Consider the following 15,609-nt stretch of genomic DNA (forward strand, 5'->3'; position numbering starts at 1 on the left):
GGTGCGACAATTATGAGCGAAAAACCTGCCATTCTCGAACTGAAAAATGTCAACAAGTCTTTCGGCCCGATCGACGTGCTGCATAACATCTCGCTGCAAATTCGCCAGGGTGAGGTCTTGTGTCTCCTCGGCGACAACGGCGCCGGGAAGTCCACTCTCATCAAGGTATTGTCAGGCGTCCACAAGCCGACCAGCGGCGAGATCCTGATGGACGGAAAGGCGGTCAGCTTTGGCCGGCCAGGCGCTGCGCAGGAGCGGGGCATTGCCACCGTGCACCAGTTTGGCGGCACGTTCCCGCTGATGAGCATCGGCCGCTCCTTCTTCGTTGGGTTGGAGCCGACAAAGGGTTGGGGTCCGTTCAAGATCTACGACCGCAAGCGCGCCAACGAGATCGCGGTGAAAGCGGTGCGGGATTTCGGCATCACGCGTATCGACGACGGTGACCGGCTTGTTGGTGGCCTGTCAGGCGGGGAACGCCAGTCTTTGGCCATTGCCCGCGCCGTGCATTTCGGCGCTCGCGTTCTGATCCTCGATGAGCCGACGGCAGCGCTCGGCGTCAAGCAGGCAGCTCACGTGCTGCGCATCGTCAATGAAGCCAAGCGGCGCGGTCTCGCGGTCGTCTTCATCACTCACCAGGTGATGCACGCGATGGCGGTGGGAGACCATTTCGCCGTCCTCATTCGCGGTGCGATCGCCGCCGATTTCCGCAAGCGCGAGAAAACCCGCGAGGAGATCACCGACCTGATGGCCGGCGGAGAAACCATGGCGGACCTCGAGGTGGAAATCGAGCATGAATTGCATGCATGATCACAATGAGAATGCGCCGCCTCTCGAGCTGGATGGGCGGGCGGCTCGATCGTTCTCCTCGGGAAACCTCTGCCTTCGACCGGCCCTGATGACCCTTGGCGCCACCAGCCACTTCACATCGAACAAAGCAGAAGAAATATGACAATACGGATTGCGGTGATCGGTGCCGGTGTGATGGGCGCCGACCACGCCAGGATAGTGGCGGAAGACCTTCCCGGAGCAAGCCTTCAGCTGGTGTGCGACATGGATGAGGCGCGCGCCCGCACTGTTGCCGACACCTTTGGTGCGCTCGACATCTCCACCGATCCAGAAGGTGTTGCCGCGCGGAAGGACGTGGACGCAATCATCGTGGCGAGCCCCGATGCCACACATGCGCCGCTGTCGAAGGCCTGTATTGCCGCCGGCAAGCGTGTGTTGTGCGAAAAGCCCCTCTCCCAAGCGTCGGCTGACTGTATCGCGGTGATGGAGGCCGAACAGAAGTCGGGCGCGAAATTCGTCCAGCTTGGTTTCATGCGGCGCTACGATCGCTCCTACGAAGAGATGAAGCGGGCGCTCGCAGACGGCCGCCTTGGCCAGCCCCTGATGATGCACAATTTTCACCGCAATGTCGAAACGCCGGCTGCAGATTTCACCGGCGCTATGGCTATCACCAATTCGGCTCCACACGAGTTCGATGTCGTGCGCTATGTGCTCTCGACGGAATATGCGTCGATCTCGGCCTTCCAGCCGAAGCGCTCAGATGCCCGCGTCGCGCCTGTCTTCATGGTGCTGGAGACGGTCGATGGCCAACTCGTCAACATCGAGATCAACAACAATGCCGCCTATGGTTACGATGTCCGTGCCGAACTGATCGGCGAGCGGGGGACCGTTGCGATCAACAATGTCGCCTACACTCGCATCGATTCTGCGTTTGCACAGAGCACGAGCTACGACGCCGACTGGCGGACCCGCTATGCCGATGCCTACCGTCGGCAGAACCGCGACTTCCTACGCTTCGCCATGACTGGTGAGTTCCCGGCAACCGCTGCGAATTGCTGGGACGGTTATTGCGCCGCCGTCGTTGCCGAGGCGGGCGTGAAGGCGTTGCACGAGGGCCGCCGCGTACCCGTAGAAATGATCGCAAAGCCGGAGTTTTACGCGTGAAGCTGGGTTTCGTTTCAGACAGCCTCGGCAACCTGCCCTTCGAAACGATGCTGGATCATGCGAAGCGCATGGGTGTCTCCGGCGTCGAGGTAAACACCTGTGGCTGGTCCACCGCGCCGCATTTTCGGCTTTCGTCCATGCTGGGCAACAGGGAAGGCCAGAAGCGCTTCGTTGGCGCGTTCGAGGAGCGCGGGCTAGAAATCGTCAGCCTCAACGCAAACGGCAATCCGCTACACCCGACCGACCCGGCCCAGGGCGAAGGGCTGAAAACCACTATTCGCGTCGCGGGCGAAATGGGCATCCGGACGGTCTGCACCATGAGCGGCCTCCCGGCCGGCAACGCTGCAGATACCATGCCCAACTGGGTCGTCTCGTCGTGGCCTCCGGAAACACAGGCCATATTGAAATACCAGTGGGAAGAGAAGCTGATTCCCTTCTGGACCGAGATCGTGGCGTTGGCTGAAGAGAACGGCGTGGAGCGCATCGCGCTTGAACTCCACGGCAACCAGTGTGTCTTCAACGTGCCCTCGCTTCTGAAGTTGCGACAGGCGGTCGGACCGGTCGTGGGGGCGAATCTGGACCCTTCGCATCTGTTCTGGATGGGTGCCGACCCGCTGGCGGCGGCCCAATCGTTGGGCGAGGCGGTTTATCACGTTCATGCCAAGGACACGATGCTCAACGCACCAGTGCAGGCGACGACTTCTCTGCTCGAGAATGGCAACCTGATGGATCTTCCGGCCCGGTCATGGAGCTACATCACGCTTGGCTTCGGCCATGGCGAGGAGTGGTGGCGGCAATTCTGCTATCGCCTCAAGATGGCCGGCTATGACGGCTGGCTTTCCATCGAGCATGAGGACGTGCTCCTGAACTCCCTGGAAGGACTCGAAAAGTCCGTGGCGCTGCTGCAGGGGGTCATGCCGTCCGCCCCCGCCGACTACAAACCGCAAGCCATCTGAAGGAAGGTTCCATGCCTTGGATCGACGCCTGTGCCGCCGACGACATCGAAGCCGAGGAAGCCAAGCGCTTCGATCATGGCGGTCGCACCTTTGCGATCTTTCGAAATGATGCGGACGAATATTTCTGCACCGACGGGCTTTGCACGCACGAGAGTATTCACCTCGCTGACGGTCTCGTAATGGGGAATACAGTGGAGTGTCCTAAACACGCATCCGTCTTCGATTTCACGACTGGGGACGTAGAGACCCCGCCCGCTTGCGAGAATCTCAAGACGTACAAGACGAAGGTCGAAAATGGCCGCATCATGATCGAGATCTGAGCCATATGGACCAGCCGTTCCAGCTTGCAGCCTGCGCCGAGATGCTCTGGCGCGACCGCCCGATTACTTGGCGCGCCGAAATGAATTGGCCATTCATCGCCAAAGCGCTGTTTGACATACAAGGCTGCCTGATCCCCTGTGGAGGCTGATTATGGGCATGTATCACAACCGTCCTCATGTCGAGGACATCCGCAAGATGAAGAAGAGCGGACAGAAAATCTCCATGCTCTTCGTCAGCACCCCGGATGAGGCGGCTGCCGCAGCCGCCGCCGGCATCCATATGCTCTCCATCGAAGGTCGATATTTCGATCCGGAAATGCGCCAGGCAGCCGGCGATTGTTTCGTACAAGTCGGTTTGCCATATGGCAGCTATGGGAGTTTCGCGGGCCGCCCGCTCGCAACAGCGGAGGACTATCTGCGTGCAGCGTTCCACTTTGCCGGCATAGGCGGCGACGCCTTTTATTGTGCGGCGTCATACGACATCCAGAAGACGTTGTGCGATAACTACATTCCTGTCGTTGGCCATATCGGCCTGGTGCCGTCTTATATCACCTGGACGGGTTGGCGCGCAGTCGGCAAGACCGCCGACGAAGCAGTGCGCATTTGGCGACACACCCAAAAGCTGGAGCAAATAGGAGTCTTCGGCGCGGAGCTGGAAGTCGTCCCAGATCGCGTCGCGAAATTCCTCACCGAAAACTCCTCGCTTGTCATGCTAGGTATGGGCGCTGGCAAATATGCCGATGCGCAGTACCTCTTCACAGAAGATGTTTGCGGTTACGGCAAGAACCATAAGCCGCGACACGGAAAAGTTTATCGAAACCTTGGCCCTGAGCTGGAGAAGATTCAGGACGAGCGCGTCGCTGCCTTTAAGGATTACAAGGCAGACGTCGATTCAGGCAGATATCCCGGTTACGAGCACACGGTTCCGATTGTGGATGCCGAGTTCGATATCTTCATGAAGACAGTTAAAGGGTGAGAACTATGTCTGTGGGCTCATCTTATCCCTCACGGACATGCGGTCGACAGCGCGTATCAGCTGACAACCGACGAGCGCCATCGCTTGACGAGCTCAAAGCGCTGATTGCCAAAAGGGAACTGACACTTCCGGCGAAGTCGGAGGCTGTCGCCCGGGTGATATTTGCGGAGCCGGATTACGTGGCTTTCGAAAATGCCGCCGCAATCGCGCGCCGCTGCCATGTATCACCCGCGACCGTGTCCCGACTTGCATCGCGTCTCGGGTTTGGGTCGTTTGAGGAAATGCAGAGCTGCTTCCGAAATCATATACTGCATCGATTCAAGCTTCAGGAAGCACACGTGAAGGCGAACTGCTGAGAAGGACCATGGCATAACACGGGCAACATGTGGCGCTTGCCTGCTGCGGAACCATACGGAATGATACGGGAATGTTCCTCGATATGTGCCAACAAAAAGGACAATGAAATCAATAATTTGAACACGTCCTCCGGGCCTGCCAAAAACTTTCAATATCAATGGTTTATGGCCAACTTCGCGCCGAAGTGGGCCAATCGAGCTTCGCTATCCCTACAGCGCCCAGTTTGATTGTTCTCGCACGAATGCGATCCATGCCGGGAAGCCCAGTCATCGTCCGACGCCATCCCGGACGGGGTTGACCGACTTCTAACTCACTGCGATGCGCAGGCCGGTGTCATCGAAAAGATGCAGATGGCTGGTATCGAACTTCAGATCCACCGTGTCGCCTGAAGCCACCGGGCATTGTCCGGCGACAACCGCCAGCATGGTCTGGCCGCCGGTTGTCTTGGTGTGGACGATTGTCTCGGAGCCGAGGGCTTCCACCAGCGCGACACGGGCCGCAACGTCTCCCTTGCCGGCATCGGCGAGGCTGATGTGATGTGGCCGCAGCCCGAGCGTCACGTCGCCATTGGCCGCGCTGACGTTCCCGTCGATCTCGAATCCAGCTGAACCGTCCAGCGTGAGGCTTGACCGGCCAGTGCCTCCGGGTGCCACCTTTACAGGCAGGAAGTTCATACGCGGTGCACCGATGAAACCGGCGACGAACAGATTGGCCGGATGATTGTAGAGGTCGAGCGGCGTGCCGATCTGTTCGATGCGACCGGCGCGCAGCACGACGATGCGGTCGGCAAGCGTCATCGCCTCGATCTGGTCGTGCGTGACATAGACCATCGTCGCCGACAGCCGCTCGTGCAGCGCGGCCAGTTCGGCGCGTGTCGAGATGCGCAGCTCGGCGTCGAGATTGGACAAAGGCTCGTCAAGCAGAAAAGCGGTTGGATTGCGCACGATGGCGCGGCCGATCGCGACGCGCTGGCGCTGGCCGCCGGAGAGCTGGCCGGGGCGCCGGTCGAGATACGGCGCGATTTCCAGCATCCGCGCGGCTTCGGCGATGCGCGCATCGATTTCGGCGCGCGCCATACGGGCGTTCTCCAGTCCGAAGGCCAGGTTCTGGCGCACGCTCATGTGCGGGTAAAGCGCGTAGGATTGAAAAACCATCGCCAATCCCCTGTCGGCGGCCGGAACGGTGGTCACGTCCTTGCCGTCGATCGCGATGGCGCCGCCTGTAGGCCGGTCAAGCCCGGCGATGAGCCGCAGCAGCGTGGACTTGCCGCAGCCGGAGGGGCCGACGAAGACGATCAGCTCGCCGTCAAGGATGTCGAGATTTATGTCGTGCAGCACGCCGACCTTGCCGAATGCCCTCGATACGCCGGTGAGTGTGATCTGGCTCATGGTAGCCTCTATTTCAGACCGGAGCCGGCAATGCCGGTGGTGATGAAGCGCTGAAGGAAAATGAACACCAGCACGACCGGGATCATGGTGACGACGGTCATGGCCAGGATGTAATGCCACTGCACGTTGAGTTGGCCGGCATAGGTGTTGAGACCAACCTGCAGCGTATAGACCTCCTTGCGCGACAAGACGATCAGTGGCCAGAGGAAGTCGTTCCAGCGCCAGACCACGGAAAAGATCGCCAGTACCGCCAGCGCGGGGGCGGTCAGCGGCAGGATGATGCGCCAGTAGATCTGCCATTCCGACGCCTTGTCCATGCGCGCTGCCTCGATCAGCTCGTCGGGGATCGTCAGCATGTACTGGCGTAGCATGAAGACGCCCGTGGGCGTCGCCACTGTGGGCAGGATCACGCCCCATAGCGAATTGAACAGTCCCATTGCCGAGACGACGGAATAGAGCGGCACCAGAATGACGGAAAGCGGCACCATCAGCGTCGCGACGATGAGCATCATCACAGCCGAGCGTCCCCGAAAATTGTACTTCGACAGTGCGAACGCGGCCATCGAATTGGTCAGGAGCGTAATCAGGGTCGCGACCACGGTGACGAAGACCGAGTTGCGCAGATAGAGGAAGAAGTCAAAGGCGAGGAAAGGCTGGACATAATTGTCGAGCGCGAAGGCGATGCTGCGCTTGGGCGTACGGTTCTTGATGTTGACGCGTATGATCTCGCCCGGATTGGCGGGATCGACCATCTGCGCGACGGTGCCGAGGCGGCGCACCTCGGCGAGCACGCGCACGCTGCCGTCGTCATTGCGCACTTCGAAGAGCTGCAGCGGCTCCTCGTAGCCTTCCACGACAGCTTCGGCGGTGACATAGGGCAAAACAGTCGGCGGGAACTCCGCCAGCGCCGCGGGCGTCTTGAACGACGAGTTGACCAGCCAGAGCGCCGGGCCGAACATGACAAGCAGCCCGCCGATCAGCCAGAACCAGGTGAAAACGTCGGTCCAGTGCCAGCCGGAGCCGCCGCGCCGGCGTAACAGAAATTCCGCAACCCTGCTCATCGCATCTTGCCCCGCTGCTCGTTGCGCCTTGCGATGCCTAGCTGGATCAAGGTCAGCACGACCAGCACCGCTCCCATGAGGATCGAGGCCGCGGAGGCGAGCCCCGGATTGCGCAGCAGCGAGGCGAAGCCGACCTCGTAGATGTACTGCGTGAGGAACAGCGTGCTGGTGCCGGGACCGCCGCCGGTCAGCACATAGACCTCGTCGAATATCTGCACGGCGCGGATGAGTGTCAGCACCAGCACGACCAGGAGGTTGGGTGCCAGCAAGGGCAGCGTTATGCGCCAGAAGACGCGCATGGGCCGCGTGCCGTCCATCTCGGCGGCCTCATAGAGGTCTTTCGGAATGGCCTGAAGGCCGGCGAGAAGGATCAGCGCATAGAAGCCGACATGGGCCCAGACCGACACCATGATCGTCGCCGTGAAGGCCCAGTTGCGCTCCACCAGCCAGTTGACCGGGGTTCCCCCCGCCTCGAACACCATCAGGTTGAGCAGTCCCTGCCGCTGCAGGATCCAGCGCCAGATGAGACCGACCACGACCGGCGACAAAAGCACCGGGAAGAAGAACACGGCGCGCCAGAAACTGCGCGCACGCAACTCACGGTTGAGCACGAGCGCGGTGACAAGCGCCACGGCGACCATCATCGCCACTTGCAGCACTACGAAGGCCAGGGTGTTCCAAACCGCGATCCAGAACAGGTCCTCGGTGCAGCTCTTCGGATCGAGATAGCTGCCGCAACTGAACAGCCGGCCATACTGATCGGCGCCGACGAAGGTGCGGTCGCCGAGGAACAGCGCCCCGCCACCGGTCATCGAATAGAGGATGTTGATAACCAGCGGAAACAGCACGAAAATGCCGAACACCAGCATGTTCGGCGCCAGGAAGAACACGGCCATGCCATTGCTGCCGGTGCGCCGTTGCAACATGCGCAGTGGCGCATCGAAAACATTCGCAAGCCAGCCGACCGGCGCCAGGATCATGGTGCCGGCGCGGGTTGCTATACCGTTTCGGACGTCTGCCATGACACTGCCGCGACGCTACTTCGATGCCTCGGCCACCTGTGCCTTGATGTCCTCGTCGATGCGGACGAAAGCCTCGTCGAGCTCCAACTCGCCCGCCATGACCTGACTGATGCGGGTCACCAGCGCGCCATAAACCGGAGTTCCCCATTTCCATGCCGGCAGGGCGGCGGCATTCGGCGCGATCTTGCCCGATGCCTTCAGGAAGGCTTCGAGCGACGCCTTGACGTTCTCGTCATCGGTCTTGTAATCGATCTTGCCGGCGAGAACGCCCTTGTGCGCGGGCAGGAACAGGGTGCGCTCGGTGAATTCGCGCATGATGTCCTCGCGGCCCAGGAAGTCCATCACCTTGCCGACTTCAGCGGCGTTCTTCGTGTATTTGACGGCGACCAATGCGGCGCCGCCCGGCATGCCGGTGCAGGCGGCGGGGCCGCACGGCGAGCCGGTCGCCACCCAGTCGAAGTTCTTGCCGATCTTGCCGGCGAGGTTGGCAACCTGCCAACTGCCCGAATAATAGTAGGCAATCTGCCCATTGATGAAGTCGTCGGCCCCGGCGCGATAGGTGGTGCCCGACGCCGACACCCAGATTTCCTTGTTCATGCGGCCGTCGGCAACCCAATTGACCAGCTTTTCGGCGAAGGCTTTCGTGCCGGCGTCGATCGGCGCCGGCAGTCGATCGCCGCCGATGTAATTGGCGCCATAAGAAATGTTCGCCGCCGAGATACGATGGCCGCTGCGGTCGATGGCAAAGGCAGCATTGAGCTGCTGGCTCTGCTGCACCTTGCCGGCAGCATCGACCCATTCGTCCCAGGTTGCGGTGTCGGCCGGGATCGGCACGCCGGCCTGTTCGAAAAGCGTCTTGTTGACGAAGCCGCCGGTCAGCGTGATCTGGGTCATGAAGCCTGGAATGACCTTGGAACCGTCAGGGCGCATCCAGTCGAACTGGTCGCCGAAATTCGTCTGCCAGTATGCTGGATCGGCAACCACAGGCGTCAGGTCGAGCCAATGATCGGCGAGTTCCTTGATGTTGGTGACGCGGGCGATATCAGGGCCCCGTCCTGCCTCGAGTTCGACCGGAAGCTGCTCCTGAACAACCTTGTAGGCGACATTGTCGAGAATGACGTTGATGTCCGGATTGTCTTTCATGAAGCGGTTGAGCAGGTCCTGTATGACCTCGCCCTCGACGCCGTCCGAGTACCACATCACGCGAACGTCGCCTGCAAACGCGGTCGACGACAGAAGGCCCGCCGAAAGGCCCAGGATTATCGAATTCATTCTCATGGTTCTCTCCTCCGCTTTTGCGGTCTTCACCGCTTGATTGTCGCTGTCCGAACTGCTTGTCGGGCTCCTTTTGATCCGATCCTCACCTGGTTGCGATGGCGTCGGCTGTGAAGAACGTGGCTTCGCCCGTGACCTGCCAGTCGGCCGGATCGACGACACGGTCCTCAGCCTCCATGCGGCCATCCGGATGGAACAGCACGTCGCCGTATTCCGGGTCATTGACATGCAGAAGGTCGTTTTTTCCATGGCCGAGGGCGAGCTGAGAAAACTGCGCCTCGAATTCCTCCAGCGACCCATATTGCCGGCGCCGGCCCAAGCGGATGATCCATGCGGCTTGGTGGCCCGGCACGCGCAGCTCGTTTCCAGCTGTCGGCCCGCGGCCGACCAGCTCGAAGGCGCTGTCGGCCTTCAGCATCGCGAACCCATCGCCGCCGCGCGCCGAAGCGATATTTTTCTTGACCCACGCTTCATCGAACGCGCTCTGTGGGAACCAGGCATGGGTAAAGTCGGGTTGCTCGGCAGCGCAGCTGAACAGCACAACGGCCAGGTCGCGGTATTGATGCACGCGCGGCAGAGATCCGGAGCCGCCCCAGTAGGACGGCCGGCCATAGCCCGAATGAATTGTCTCGCCCGGATGGTTGATCCATATCTGCGCGTCGGGATTGCCGCCGAGGCGCAGGTGCAGCACCGTTTCCTGATAACCCCATTCGTTCCAGCGATAGGCTGCTGCGCTTCCCATGGCGAAATCGCGGGTCTTGTAGTGGTAGAGCTTGGCGATCCGGTTCTGGCCCTGCGCGAAGCACCATTCCTGCGCGTCGTCGCCCGCCATGCAAGCGATGCCGGTCAGCTCTTGCGGGACGTCGAGCCCATGGTCGCGCAGGCAGAGCGCAAGCTGCGGCAGGGCATGGAAGCGCATGCCGTAGAAACCTTTGCCCCACAGCATGCGTGCAATGCCGGAAAGTTCCAGCGAACGGGCGGCGCGCAGCGTGTGTTCGTAGGAGCGGCCCTGCGCGCCGGTAAGCATGCCCTGCTGAGCCGAGCGGGCGACGATCTCGAGCAGGCGGTTGATCGCAGCCCCGGCACGCCGGCTGACGTCAGCGTCTGGCCCAAGCGCGTACAGGATGGTCAACCCCTTGAGATCGATCGGGAAATAAGGGGCGGAGTTGAATTCCGCCATTTCCCATGCCTCGAAATGATCGAGCCAAGCGCGCACGCGCGCAAGGCCCACGGTCGACTGCTCCGCGCCGGTGCGCCCCGAGCGGACAAAGCGGGCATCGGGCAAGAGATGGCCGCCGAGATAAGCGGCGGTGTGAAACAGAAGCGCATGGTTTTCGGAGAAGTACCACTGCACGTCATTGCCCGGCTCATCCATCCAATAGCGATAATTGAGGATCGCCTTGTCAATGCGGTGACGCAGATCGACCGCAATCCTGTCGCCATAGGCACCACGGCACCAGAGAAGTGGAACCAGGATGAAATCGGCGCAGTCGTGGCAATCTTCGATCGCCGGCAGTGCAGCAGCAATGATGGCGTCGGTTTCAGGGCTGCCGCGGCCCGTCGCCAGCCGCGCCAGCGCCCGCACGGTATCGGCCTCGGCGAAATTGGAGACCTGTTCCAGGGCTTCGACGATCCTGTCGGCAAGGATGGCAGGGGCGCGGCCCTGACGCGCCGCATGACAGATTTCGACGCCGAAGACCCGCCGGGCAACAAAGCCTGACGATGAGAGCGATACGGCAAAATGCCGGAAGTCGGCGGGAAGGTCTTCCGTTGCGGCAATCGTGATGCGTCTTGCCCCCGCTTCGATGCGGCGGCGAAAGACCACGGGCGCCTCGATCGACATGAAGTCGCCCTCGATCACGATCGCTACATCCATCGCAACCGGCAGCGCGACATCCGTCACCAGCGCCACTTCGCCGCCGGAATAAAATGGATGCTCGAAATGCATTGCATCGAGAGCGGCTTCCATGGCCGCCGCGACGTCGCCTTTGACGGTCGTGGGCAAGACTTGTTCGGCAGCTGGGCCTCGGAGATAGTCGAGTTGGAAGAAGTAGCGTGCGTCACGCTCGGCGAGATCGTCGAACCAGATGCTGATCTCGTTGGCGCCGGCGACGAGATCGACCTCGAAATCCTGGGAAGCCTCGAGATTGCGCCCGTAGGGCGCCATCCAGCCGGCCTCTACCCCGTTGACGAACAAGACGGCGCCGCCGCAGGTGCGCAGCCGCAGCCGCGCCCGGCCGTCCGAGACTGCGTCGAGCACGGCACTTGCCCAGGTGGCGACCACGGTCGGGCGGAACCAGAAGCCCGACAGGTCGACGCGCGGCGAACCGAACGGAAGCCAAACACGGTCCGGCTCGAACACGCCCTGCGGCGTGGGCCGTTTCCCGCGGCGTTCGGCGGCAAACTCGGTTCGGCAGGGATATTCGTGCGGGATGAAATTCTTGTGCTTGGTCAGGAAGAAGAAGGGATCCATCTCCCCTTGCATCGGCTGATCTGCAACATCGTAGCGCTGCTCAGACGTCGTGCCGACGAGCCAATAAACGACGGAGCCGCCGAGCGCGAGCGGCCGGCGCAGCGCAAGATCATGCGTAATCGGTTCCACGGTGTTCATCGCAGCGTCTCAACGGGCACGGGCGACACGTCGTTATAGGCCTGGTTCTCGCCCGTCATGCCCCAGACGAAGGCGTAGGGCCCGGTTCCGCTGCCCATATGGATCGACCAGGCCGGCGAGATGACACAGTCGCCATTGGCCACGATCAGATGGCGGGTATTGTCCGGCCGTCCCATCAGATGGATCACCCGGTCTTCCGCCGCGAGATCGAAATAGAGATAGGCTTCCATGCGCCGCTCATGCAGGTGAGGGGGCATGGTGTTCCAGACGCTGCCGGCAGCAAGATCCGTGATGCCCATCAGCAGCAGACAGGATGGCGCGACTTCGGGATGAATGTACATGCGCAGTGTGCGCTTGTTGGCGCGTCGCTCCTCGCCGAGTTCAAGCGGCTTCGCCTCGGATTTCGTGATCACCCGATGCTTGATGTCTGCGCCGGCCGGAACCGAGTTCATATAGAACCAGGCGGGGTGCGCTGCGCTGTCGCTTTCGAGCGTCACTTGTTTAGCGCCGCGCCCGACATAGAGCACATCGCGGTTGGCGAGCGCGAAGCGCTGCTGGTCGACGCTTACCGTTCCTGCGCCGCCGAGATTGGCGATGCCCATCTCGCGCGCGGTGAACAGATGAGGCGTGCCGACGTCCGCGCCATCGCCGAAACTCAGCGGCTCTCCGGTTGGGCAGGCGCCGCCGACGATCATCCGGTCGACATGGGTGTAAGCGAAGGCGATACGGCCGGGCTCGAACAGCTGCTCCACCAGAAACTCGGCGCGCAGCCGCTCCGTCCCGTAGCCATCGATGTCGCCAGGACCGGCGCCGAAGAGAACGCGCATCGTCATGCCGCTGCCTCGTCAGCTTCGGCATGGATCATCCCCTCGGTGAGGCAGAGGATCGCCAGGGCCTGGCCATAGCCGGTAGGCTGGATCGGGATGTCGCGGTAGAATTGGAGATCATGGCCCATGCGGGTGCCATAGGAAACGTTTCCGAGCACGCCGTTCTCGTCGATGCTGGCCAGCACCGCGTCGAGTGCGCGCCGGCCCGCCGGACCGCACGCCTTGGGCCCGACGCCCAGGCGCGCAGCTTTCATGAGACCATAGCCGATGCCGGCGGTGGCCGACATCTCCTCATAGGAGGTCGGGTCATCGAGCAAAGTGTGCCATGCTCCCGATGGCGCCTGCAGGCGCAGCAGCGCTTCGATCTGCGCTTCCAGCACGCCGAGCAGATAGGCTTCGACTGGCTTGCCGACACCACCATTTTCGATCAGGTCGAGGATGCCGACCGTGATCCAGGCGTTGCCGCGGGCCCAGAGAGCGCCGGCAAAATTATGTCGGCCGGCAAATGTCCAGCCATGGAACCACAAGCCGGTTTTCGGGTCGGCGAGATAGCGCGCATGGACGAGGAACTGGCGAACAGCCTCGTCGATGCAAGCTTGCCGGCCGGCCGCGCGGCCGTGGAAAGCGAGGAACAGGCCGGCCATGAACAACGTGTCGTCCCACAATTCGTCGTCGTTGATCTTGTCTGAGACATTGTGCTGGAACCCGCCCTCGGGCGTGCGAGGCATGTCGCGAAGCAGCCTTTCGGCCCATTGGCAGAGAGGCGTTTCCCAGCGCGGATCGCGTGTCTCGCCCCAGAGCAATGCCAGCGCCATCATCGGAGCGGTGGTGTTGATGTTCATCGGCGGCAGGCCCGCCCTTAAATGGCGCTCGTACCAGTCGTCGATTGTCTTTAGGAGTTTCGGGTCGCGATTGTGCCGCCAGAGGCAAACGAGGCCGTAGAGCCCCACACCCTGCGGCCATTCCCAGGAATCGAAGCTGATGTAGTCGCCGGCCGTGCCGTCGAGGTTGGGCTCGTCGAAACGGCCGTCATGGCGCAGGCCGGTCATGCCGTGCACGAGCAGGTCCAGCTTTGAGCGCATATCTCTCATGGACGACGCCACTACTCCTCCCAGGCTTGCGCGATGTCGGGCAAATGGGTGCCACAGACATTTTTATTGCGCAATCTGAAAATTTTTTGCAGCATGAAGGTCTGGTGAGGAAACAGCCGATGGTCGTCAAGGTCGAAAGCGGGAAGCGCGGCACGCCCAGCCGGCGCGTGCGGCTCGAAGACGTCGCCGCGCGCTGTGGCGTTTCCGTCAGCACGGCGTCGCGGGCGCTTGCCGGCGGCAAGGGCGTGCGCGGTGACCTCCGGTCGACGATCATCGAAACTGCCAGGAAGTTGAATTATGCGATCCCCACTTCGATCGCCGGCCGCAAGGTGATCCTCGCCGCAAGCAACGCTGCCATGATCGACTATGGCCGCAACCAGTTCACCTTCTATGTGCTCGACGGACTGAACGAGCGTGCAAAAACTCTCGGTGTCGAGCTGGTGCCGCGCTCGATCGCCGACGCCGATGATCAGATCGCGCTGCTCGATGATGCCAGGCAAGACAAGAGCGTCGTCGGCTGCCTGTTTCTGACGCTTGACGACGAGGCGGTGCTGACGCTGACCGGCGGTTTCGGCAAGCCGATCGTGCTGATAAACGGCGACGACCCGGCGATGCACCATTCGAGCTTGACGCCATGCAACCGCTCGGCGGCGCATCTCGCGACGCAGCACCTGCTCGGCCTCGGCCACCGGCGCATCCTGTTCCTGATGCGGCGCGGGCGGCGCACGATCGAGCGTCGCTTCGAAGGCTGGCAGGATGCACTGCGAGAGCGCGGCCTGGCGGCCGGCGACCTGGCTGTGGAAGTGGCGGATTGGCTGCCGGACCTTGCGGCCGAAGCGATTGCGCGGCGCATCGAGGCGCGTGGCCTCGACTTCACAGCTGTGCTCGCCGCGGGCGACAGCCTTGCTATCGGCGCGATGATGGCGATCCGGAAGTCGGGTTACGAGGTGCCGGCCGACGTGTCGATCATGGGCATGGATGACCTTCCGCAGGCGGCTTTCCAAAACCCGCCCCTCACGACGATGCATATCCCGATGCGCGAGATCGGCGCGGCGTCGCTCGACCTCCTGCTCGCCGATCTCGGCGGGGACCTACCGCCGCGCCGTATCGAATTCGCCTGCCATATCGTGCAACGCCAGTCGACCGGCCCGGTTCGCGCCTGAGACGTAAGGTTCACGCCGCTGTCCGGGCCAGGCCATCACTACATCGATGGGGTCACGTTCGAACCGTCTTCGAAGCGTCCGTAACCTCCGCCGAAGAAAAGCAGAGGTTCGCCGTCTCGCAAGGTCGCGGCGGTTACGCGGGCAACGACGATCAAATGGTCGCCGCCCTCATGCCCGGAGATCCGCACGCATTCGAACCGCGACAGGCAGCCACCCAACAGCGGCACGCCGGCATCGTTCAACTCGTGCGGGAGGCCGTCGAAAGCTTGACCGACGCGAGCGAAGCGCTGGCTCAGCTCGATCTGCTCCGCGCCCAGAACATGAACCGCGAAATGCTCGCAACCTGCGAAGGCGGCAAAGCGCCTCGAATGCCGGCCGATCGACCAGAGCACGATCGGCGGGTCGAGGGACACCGATGCAAAGCTGTTCGCGGTGATGCCGACGGGGCCATCATGCGTCATCGTGGTGACGACGGTGATACCGGTCGCAAACCGGCCGAGCGCGTCGCGGAACTCGCGCTTGCGGTCGGGGCCGGGCACGAAGCTTTTCATCGGTTGCTGCTCGGGATCGAGGAAGTGGTACATCAGGCGCCCTCCTGGCCAAGGGCCGCGG

Annotated in this window: 15 protein-coding genes and 1 pseudogene; 8 read left to right on the forward strand and 8 right to left on the reverse strand. The window is 62.1% G+C overall.

The features are described 5' to 3' along the window. Positions 1 to 12: 12 nt before the first annotated feature. The 7 genes and pseudogenes from AC0L16_RS04360 (at position 13) to AC0L16_RS04390 (ending at position 4,558) form a co-directional block, all read left to right on the forward strand. Complete coding sequence (locus AC0L16_RS04360) at positions 13 to 807, forward strand: ATP-binding cassette domain-containing protein (protein WP_473619213.1); 795 nt, start codon at positions 13 to 15, stop codon at positions 805 to 807. A gap of 138 nt (positions 808 to 945) precedes the next feature. Beyond that, the gene (locus tag AC0L16_RS04365) at positions 946 to 1,950 is read left to right on the forward strand and encodes a Gfo/Idh/MocA family oxidoreductase (RefSeq protein ID WP_473619214.1); all 1,005 of its coding nucleotides are present in this window, start codon (positions 946 to 948) and stop codon (positions 1,948 to 1,950) included. After that, on the forward strand, positions 1,947 to 2,906 hold the full coding sequence (locus AC0L16_RS04370; protein WP_473619216.1) for a sugar phosphate isomerase/epimerase family protein: 960 nt from the start codon (positions 1,947 to 1,949) through the stop codon (positions 2,904 to 2,906). The genes AC0L16_RS04365 and AC0L16_RS04370 overlap by 4 nt, the downstream gene beginning before the upstream one ends. An 11-nt stretch (positions 2,907 to 2,917) precedes the next feature. Then, positions 2,918 to 3,226: a MocE family 2Fe-2S type ferredoxin gene (locus tag AC0L16_RS04375; RefSeq protein ID WP_473520379.1), complete on the forward strand. Its 309-nt coding sequence runs from the start codon at positions 2,918 to 2,920 to the stop codon at positions 3,224 to 3,226. Positions 3,227 to 3,231: 5 nt separating this feature from the next. Further along, a pseudogene (locus tag AC0L16_RS04380) lies at positions 3,232 to 3,318 on the forward strand (hydroxypyruvate isomerase); the annotation flags it as partial. Positions 3,319 to 3,377: 59 nt separating this feature from the next. Then, entirely contained in the window at positions 3,378 to 4,202 is an 825-nt protein-coding gene (locus AC0L16_RS04385) for a 3-methyl-2-oxobutanoate hydroxymethyltransferase (protein WP_473619217.1), read from the forward strand. Positions 4,203 to 4,207: 5 nt separating this feature from the next. Continuing rightward, on the forward strand, positions 4,208 to 4,558 hold the full coding sequence (locus AC0L16_RS04390) for a MurR/RpiR family transcriptional regulator (protein WP_473619219.1): 351 nt from the start codon (positions 4,208 to 4,210) through the stop codon (positions 4,556 to 4,558). A 306-nt stretch (positions 4,559 to 4,864) separates the two neighbouring features. Here the strand turns inward: AC0L16_RS04390 and AC0L16_RS04395 are convergent, their stop codons facing one another. The 7 genes from AC0L16_RS04395 to bglB form a co-directional block, all read right to left on the reverse strand. Then, positions 4,865 to 5,947: an ABC transporter ATP-binding protein gene (locus tag AC0L16_RS04395; protein WP_473619220.1), complete on the reverse strand. Its 1,083-nt coding sequence runs from the start codon at positions 5,945 to 5,947 to the stop codon at positions 4,865 to 4,867. Positions 5,948 to 5,955: 8 nt separating this feature from the next. After that, on the reverse strand, positions 5,956 to 7,008 hold the full coding sequence (locus AC0L16_RS04400) for a carbohydrate ABC transporter permease (RefSeq protein ID WP_473619222.1): 1,053 nt from the start codon (positions 7,006 to 7,008) through the stop codon (positions 5,956 to 5,958). After that, positions 7,005 to 8,030, reverse strand: coding sequence for a carbohydrate ABC transporter permease (locus AC0L16_RS04405; protein WP_473619223.1), 1,026 nt, complete (start codon positions 8,028 to 8,030; stop codon positions 7,005 to 7,007). Before AC0L16_RS04405 ends, AC0L16_RS04400 begins: the two co-directional genes overlap by 4 nt. A gap of 15 nt (positions 8,031 to 8,045) precedes the next feature. Next, complete coding sequence (locus AC0L16_RS04410; RefSeq protein WP_473619224.1) at positions 8,046 to 9,308, reverse strand: ABC transporter substrate-binding protein; 1,263 nt, start codon at positions 9,306 to 9,308, stop codon at positions 8,046 to 8,048. Between the two features lie 82 nt (positions 9,309 to 9,390). After that, positions 9,391 to 11,916: a hypothetical protein gene (locus tag AC0L16_RS04415; RefSeq protein WP_473619225.1), complete on the reverse strand. Its 2,526-nt coding sequence runs from the start codon at positions 11,914 to 11,916 to the stop codon at positions 9,391 to 9,393. Continuing rightward, a complete protein-coding gene (gene kduI, locus AC0L16_RS04420) occupies positions 11,913 to 12,749 on the reverse strand; it encodes a 5-dehydro-4-deoxy-D-glucuronate isomerase (protein ID WP_473619226.1) in 837 nt (278 codons plus the stop codon). Before kduI ends, AC0L16_RS04415 begins: the two co-directional genes overlap by 4 nt. Continuing rightward, positions 12,746 to 13,825, reverse strand: coding sequence for a beta-galactosidase BglB (gene bglB, locus AC0L16_RS04425; protein ID WP_473619228.1), 1,080 nt, complete (start codon positions 13,823 to 13,825; stop codon positions 12,746 to 12,748). The genes kduI and bglB overlap by 4 nt, the downstream gene beginning before the upstream one ends. 128 nt (positions 13,826 to 13,953) lie before the next feature. Here bglB and AC0L16_RS04430 point away from each other — a divergent pair, with 128 nt between their 5' ends. Further along, positions 13,954 to 14,997 carry a LacI family DNA-binding transcriptional regulator gene (locus AC0L16_RS04430; protein WP_473619229.1) on the forward strand — a complete coding sequence of 348 codons (1,044 nt, stop codon included), beginning with the start codon at positions 13,954 to 13,956 and terminating at the stop codon, positions 14,995 to 14,997. 38 nt (positions 14,998 to 15,035) lie between these two features. Here AC0L16_RS04430 and AC0L16_RS04435 read toward each other — a convergent pair whose 3' ends face one another. Continuing rightward, positions 15,036 to 15,581, reverse strand: a complete 546-nt coding sequence (locus AC0L16_RS04435) for a flavin reductase family protein (RefSeq protein ID WP_473619231.1) — start codon at positions 15,579 to 15,581, stop codon at positions 15,036 to 15,038. Positions 15,582 to 15,609 lie beyond the last annotated feature (28 nt).

The organism is Mesorhizobium sp. WSM4848 (assembly GCF_055811375.1).